Raw genomic sequence first — 6798 nt, forward strand, 5'->3', positions numbered from 1 at the left:
CGAGGACAGCTTTGTATCAGCTGTCCTCGTCTTTTTAGATTTCTCTCGTTTCGTTTGCCAACCATTTCTTTTCAGCAGCAGATAAAGAAGGGCTTAAAGCTCCGTAAACCGCTTGATGGTAATGATTAATCCAGTTCTTCTCACTAGGATTTAACATGCTGACATCAATTCCTTCTAAATCAATTGGACAATATGTCATTGTCTCAAATTCCATAAATTGACCAAATTCTGTTTTTTCAGCTTCTGCGACAACTAACATATTCTCAATTCGAATACCATACTGGCCTTCTAAATATATCCCAGGCTCATTCGTTAAAATCATCCCTTGTTCTAAAACAATTGGATTCAAATCCGTACGAATACTTTGTGGCCCTTCATGTACATTTAAGAAGAAACCAACACCATGGCCGGTCCCGCATTTATAGTCAATTCCATGTTGCCAAATAGGCTGTCTTGCTAAAACATCTAAATGTGCGCCTGTTGCACCATGTAAAAACTTGACTCGACTCAAGGCGATAAAACCTTGCAAAACTAATGTATAATCTCTTTTTTGTCGTTCGGTTACTTCACCTAAAACGATTGTCCTTGTAATATCTGTTGTTCCATCTAAATATTGACCACCTGAATCAACTAAGAAAAAACCTTTATTTTCCAACTGATATTGAGTGTCCTCAGTTGCTTTATAGTGCATCAAAGCAGCATGATCTTTGTAACCGGCAATTGTATCAAAACTTGGTCCAACAAAATTTTCTTGCTCGTTTCTGAATGCTTCTAATTGATTTTCAGCATCAATTTCCGTGATTGTCTCTGTCGCGATATTTTCTTTCATCCATTTAATAAATTTCACCATCGCGATACCATCACGAATTAAAGCATTTTTCATATTTTGAATTTCTATTGGATTTTTAACAGCTTTTAAGCGTGTTGTAACGTTTGATGATTCCATTTTCTTGACTGCTGCGGGAATAGCGGCTTCCAATAATACATTCGTCTTCTCAGCATCAAAATTAATGATTTGACCAGCTGATAGTTGACTTAAGACATCATACACTGCTCGATAATCGTCAATTTTAATACCTGATGCTTCTAATCCAATTTTCACATCATGCGGAACTTTTTTAGAATCAACAAACAAATAGCACACTTCTTGAGTTACTATAACATTTGCAATAACTACTGGGTTATTCGGCACATCACTGCCACGAATATTTAACAACCAAGCAATATCGTCTAGCGAACTTAGTAGATAATGCGAAACTTTATTTTCATGCATATAAGCACGTACTTCTTTTAATTTTTCGACAACTGATTTCCCAGCATATTGCACATCATGTAAAAATAGTGGGGTTTGTGGTAATTCAGGTCGATCTGTCCACAAAACATCTAAGAAATCGTTCTCAATATTCAAACCCATATTTTTTTTCGAAAAATCTTTTTTCATCCGTTCAACTAAACGAACCGAAAACGTTTCACCGTAGAAGCCAACCGTACTTCCTTCTTCAAGCGTTTGCGCCAACCATTCAGAATAAAAAGGAACCCCTGGATCCATCATACGAAATAATTGGATACCAGAATCTTTAAGCTGTTCTTCTGCCTGAATATAATAGCGGCCATCCGTCCATAAACCGGCATCATCCAATGTAACCACAACGGTTCCAGCCGATCCGGTAAATCCTGATAGCCACTCTCGACCTTTCCAATGTTTGGCAACATATTCGCTTTGATGGGCATCAAAGCTTGAAACAATGTATGCATCCATTTGGTTTTCTTTCATCAATTCTCTTAGTTTTTCAATTCGTTTACTGATCTCCACTTCACTAGCCTCCAACATTTCAAGTTACTTCTATCATACATTAAGAATATCAAGATAAAATAGCTATTTTTCTACTTCTATATAATTATTTTATCAAGATTACATAAAACGCTATTAGCCAACAAATTTAGCGGCTAATAGCGTTCTGTTTTTTTAGTTATATTTCGGTAAATAATTACCATGGGCCTCAATTAAATCATCGACCAAGTTACGAATATCATCAATCGATAATTCTGAATTTGTATGCGGATCCATTAATGCAGCTTGGTAAATCTTGTCTTTGCTTAATGTTAATGCGGCTTCCACTGTTAATTGTTGTACATTAATATTTGTGCGATTTAGCGCAGCTAGTTGTGTTGGCAAATCACCGACATAGGTTGGCTGAATCCCATTTTTATCGACTAAACATGGAACTTCAACACAACTATCCGTTGGTAGATTCGTAATTAAACCAGTGTTCATTACATTTCCTGCAATCATTGTTGGATTGCCAGTCACGATCGCATCCATAATATAAGAAGCATATTCACGGCTTCTAGTGTGCGTTAATTGACCGTTATGTACAATCTCATCGCGTTGTTTTTCCCACCCAGAAATTTGTGCGACACAACGACTTAAATACTCATCAATCGGAATACCAAATCGCTCAATTAATTCAGGGTATTTTGACTTAATGAAATAGGGATGATACTCCGCATTATGCTCACTTGACTCTGTAATGTAATAGCCAAAGTTTCGCATCAATTCAAAACGAACGGCATCATTATGCGGCATTGGTTTTGCCAACGCTTTTTCTTTAATGACAGGATAGAAGTCCTCACCTTTATAGTTAATCTCAAGAAGCCAAGCCATATGATTAATGCCTGCAATTTTCCACTGAAAATCATTTAAATCGTACGCTTCACTAATTCCTAAGTTCTGAAGTAAATCGGGTACACAAACTTGAACACTGTGACATAACCCTACGGTTTTAATATTTGTACCTTTTGCAACAGCCATCGTTAACATCGCCATTGGATTTGTGTAATTCAATAATAAGGCATTGGGACAAACTTCTTCCATCTCTCTAGCAAAAGCCAACATGACTGGAATTGTCCGTAACGCACGGAATATACCACCAATACCCAATGTATCTGCAATTGTTTGCTTCAATCCATATTTTTTAGGAATTTCAAAATCAATCACCGTTGAAGGTTCATAACCACCCACTTGAATCGCATTTATGACAAAATCAGCACCTCTTAATGCTTCCTTGCGATTGTAATAAGAAGTAATCGTTGCGCGGTTTTGATTTGAATTTTTATTAATATTTTTTAACATTAATTCAGATTCTCGTAAACGATCTTCATCAATATCATACAAAGCGATATCTGCCTGTTGTAAACTAGGTGTCAACATCGCATCCCCTAAAACATTTTTTGCAAAGACCGTACTTCCTGCACCAATAAAAGTAATTTTAACCATTGAATTGCCTCCCATTCAAATTTCATATCTAAATAAATCATAAAGGAAACGTTCTCATTTAGATATAACACTTTTTTAGGTCTCTATCGCTATTTTTTAGATTCTTTCGCTTTTTTTCGATATTCAAGTGGACTGACACCATGATAGTTTTTAAAAGCTCGTGAAAACGTCAAGGGATTTTCATAGCCTACTAGATAAGCAATTTCCTTTACACTTTTATTACTACGTTGTAACAAATTACCACTTTCTTGCATTCGAAAAAATCGTAAATAATCATTTGGTGTCATTCCCATTTCTTGTTTAATCACTTGACTAAAGTAAGATTTGTTCAAACCGAACGATTGAGCAATTTCCGAAATTTTCAAATCCGGTTTGCGATAATAATGTTTAACATATGTGACAAAAGAATAGCTGTACCTTCTTTGCTCTTCATCCGATAAATCATTTTTAGAAACTTCAGAATGAAAGACACTTAATATATCATATAAATATTGTTGAATTAACAATTGATTGCTATTTGATAATAAATTCGGACTAAAAATATGCTTAAACCGTTCTAAAACAAGAGCTTCGTTCTTTGCTTCTCCGACATGACTGAGCGAATCAATTTTTAAATATCTAAGAACTTCTTCGACTTTATTACCATTAAATCCAATCCAATAGTATTCCCAGGGCGTATCCGCACTAGCTTCATAATCAGTCACCACTGACGGTCGCAATAGAAAAAAATCACCTTTACTTAATTCATATTTGGTTCCTTCGACCGTGAATGTACCTGACCCATCCACAATAAAATGTAAAATATAGTCTTCACGAATACTTGGACCAAACTGATGAGAGGGTGCACATTTTTGATGACCAATATTATACAAGTATAAATCATCAAAAAAAGACTTCTCAAAAAAATATTCTTCCATCCTATCCTCCACGTTTATTAAAAAAAAAGGAAGCAACCGCCGTCACTCCCCCTTTTCGCTTAATTGTTATTCGTTACTAAACATTAACATTTTTAGCACGAATGACTCTCTGAATACTTATTTCCAAAAATCATCTTTAATCGAAATTGGCAAGTGGCGTTTATGTTCGCCTTTTTTCCACCAATTTTCAATTGTTTCTTGCGCTTCCTTTGGAACAGTTTTACCTTCTAAATAATCATCGATATCGGTGTATGATACGCCTAATACCGTTTCGTCTGCAACCATTGGTCGATTTTCTTCCAAATCAGCTACCGGAACTTTTAAATATAAACTAGCTGGTGCTTCAAGGGCTTTTAAAACTTCACGTCCTTGACGTTTATTTAAGGTCGCAATCGGAATTATATCGGCTGCACCATCACCAAATTTCGTAAAGAAGCCAGTTAGGTTCTCAGCTGCATGATCCGTTCCTAAAACAGCACCTTGATGTGCTCCAGCAATCGCATATTGCGTGACCATCCGTTGACGTGCTTTAATATTGCCTTTATTGTAATCCGTTACGTCAATACCAATGGCAGTTAATTCAGCTACTTGTGCATCGACAGCCGGTTTGATATCGACCGTAATTTGACTATCTGCGTTAATAAAATCCATTGCGCGCTTCGCATCTTCTTCATCGTTTTGTTTGCCATAGGGTAAACGAACTGCGATGAAATAGTAGTCCGAGTCATTGGTTTCTTGACGCATTTCTTCCATCGTAAGTTGTGCTAGGCGACCAACCAGTGTTGAATCTTGACCACCACTAATCCCTAAGACAAAGGTTTTAATAAAAGGATGGGCCTTCAAATAGTCCTTCATAAATTCAATACTTTGACGAATAGCAACTTCGGGATCAATGGTTGGTTCAACACCTAATTTTTCAATAATTTCAGTTTGTAAAGTCATGATCTTATCTCCTTATCCGTGCATTTCTCGAACGCGTTTGCGCACATCCTCTAATGTTTTCATTTTGTGATTCCAACATTCCGTTGATAAATCAACTGGATATGGTTGTGGATTTAAATCACGTTTATACTCTTCCCAAAGTGCATCAAGACATTCATGGCAATAGGCTTTAATCTCTCCTAGTGAAGGCAATTGATAGACTAATTTCCCTTCAACAAAAATATCTTGAAGTACTGGGCGTGCATAGAATTCAGACACCGTTTTACTAATATAAGTATGAACCGGATGGAACATATAAATACTTTCTTCTTTACGAGGATCTTCATTCCATAAAGTCACGTAATCCCCTTCAGACTTCCCATCTTTTTTACGCGTGATCCGCCAAACTTGTTTTTTACCTGGTGTTGATACTTTTTCTGCATTGCCAGAAAGTTTAATGGTATCAATCATCTCGCCATTTTCGTCTTCAATGGACACTAATTTATAAACGCCACCTAAAGCCGGTTGATCGTAAGCGGTAATTAATTTGGTACCGACACCCCAAACATCAATTTTTGCTTTTTGCATTTTTAAACTTAGAATCGTATTTTCATCTAAATCATTTGAGGCATAAATTTTAGCATTGTGGAACCCTGCATCATCTAGTTGTTCACGAACCTTCTTAGAAATATAAGCCATATCTCCACTATCAATCCGAACACCTAAGAAATTAATTTGATTGCCCAACTCTTTTGCGACACGAATCGCTGTCGGTACACCTAATTTTAAAGTGTCATACGTATCAACTAAAAAGACACAATCCTTGTGCGTTTTTGCGTAAGCCATAAATGCATCATAATCATTGCCATAAGACTGAACCAATGAATGCGCATGCGTCCCACTAGCTGGGATCCCAAAAATTTTACCTGCACGCACATTACTTGTCGCATCGGCTCCACCAATAAAGGCCGCACGAGTTCCCCAAATCGCTGCATCCATTTCTTGCGCCCGGCGTGAACCAAATTCTAATAATGGATCGCTTCCAATCACGGATTTAATGCGAGCCGCTTTGGTTGCGATCAATGTTTGGAAATTAACAATATTTAATAATGCCGTTTCAATCAATTGTGCTTGCGCTAAAGGCCCTTCTACTTGAATAATTGGTTCATTGCTAAAAACCAAGTCGCCTTCAAGTGCCGAACGAATCGTACAGCTAAATTCAAAATCAGCTAAATACGATAAAAATTCTTCCGGATATTCTCCTAGATCACGTAAGTAGGACAAGTCCGTCTCAGTGAAATGTAATTTTTCTAAATAATCTACGAGACGTTCCAATCCAGCAAAAATCGCATAGCCATTTTTAAATGGCATCTCTCTAAAATAACATTCAAAGACGGAATGCGTATCCGCTCGACCCAGTGCCCAGTACGTATACATCATATTAATTTGGTATAAATCGGTATGCAGCGTTAAACTATCATCCTTATATAATTTATCCATGTTCAATAACTCCTCTTCTCTATTTACTTCTCTATTATATCAAAAAAAATGCATGAAGGTTTAAAATTAAATGAAAAAGCAGTATAAAAGAGGTATTCTATCATAGTAACATTAAATGGTTGTATAATATTTGGTGTTGATGGAAAAATCTCATAGAGATTTTCTTTCGGCACTTTTTTTATT

Annotated in this window: 5 protein-coding genes; all 5 read right to left on the reverse strand. The window is 36.4% G+C overall.

Annotated features, from left to right (window positions below; all coding sequences use genetic code 11):
• Nucleotides 1-34: 34 nt before the first annotated feature.
• Complete coding sequence (locus tag ACFO3L_RS00815) at nucleotides 35-1813, reverse strand: aminopeptidase P family protein (RefSeq protein ID WP_379962901.1); 1779 nt, start codon at nucleotides 1811-1813, stop codon at nucleotides 35-37.
• Between the two features lie 153 nt (nucleotides 1814-1966).
• Nucleotides 1967-3277, reverse strand: coding sequence for an alpha-glucosidase/alpha-galactosidase (gene melA, locus ACFO3L_RS00820; RefSeq protein WP_379962902.1), 1311 nt, complete (start codon nucleotides 3275-3277; stop codon nucleotides 1967-1969).
• Nucleotides 3278-3366: 89 nt separating this feature from the next.
• Nucleotides 3367-4194 carry an AraC family transcriptional regulator gene (locus ACFO3L_RS00825; RefSeq protein WP_379962903.1) on the reverse strand — a complete coding sequence of 276 codons (828 nt, stop codon included), beginning with the start codon at nucleotides 4192-4194 and terminating at the stop codon, nucleotides 3367-3369.
• 117 nt (nucleotides 4195-4311) lie between these two features.
• Nucleotides 4312-5136, reverse strand: coding sequence for an ammonia-dependent NAD(+) synthetase (nadE, locus tag ACFO3L_RS00830; protein ID WP_379962904.1), 825 nt, complete (start codon nucleotides 5134-5136; stop codon nucleotides 4312-4314).
• Between the two features lie 12 nt (nucleotides 5137-5148).
• Complete coding sequence (locus ACFO3L_RS00835; RefSeq protein WP_379962905.1) at nucleotides 5149-6615, reverse strand: nicotinate phosphoribosyltransferase; 1467 nt, start codon at nucleotides 6613-6615, stop codon at nucleotides 5149-5151.
• Between the last annotated feature and the right edge of the window lie 183 nt (nucleotides 6616-6798).

The sequence above is a fragment of the Enterococcus eurekensis genome, assembly GCF_042654605.1.
Classification (GTDB): Bacteria; Bacillota; Bacilli; order Lactobacillales; family Enterococcaceae; genus Enterococcus_I; species Enterococcus_I eurekensis.

What these genes read in the sequence shown, in the direction of transcription:
- melA (WP_379962902.1), bottom strand. Translation starts at nt 3,277, where the DNA reads ATGGTTAAAATTACTTTTATTGGTGCAGGAAGTACGGTCTTTGCAAAA.
- ACFO3L_RS00825 (WP_379962903.1), bottom strand. Translation starts at nt 4,194, where the DNA reads ATGGAAGAATATTTTTTTGAGAAGTCTTTTTTTGATGATTTATACTTG.
- nadE (WP_379962904.1), bottom strand. Translation starts at nt 5,136, where the DNA reads ATGACTTTACAAACTGAAATTATTGAAAAATTAGGTGTTGAACCAACC.
- ACFO3L_RS00835 (WP_379962905.1), bottom strand. Translation starts at nt 6,615, where the DNA reads ATGGATAAATTATATAAGGATGATAGTTTAACGCTGCATACCGATTTA.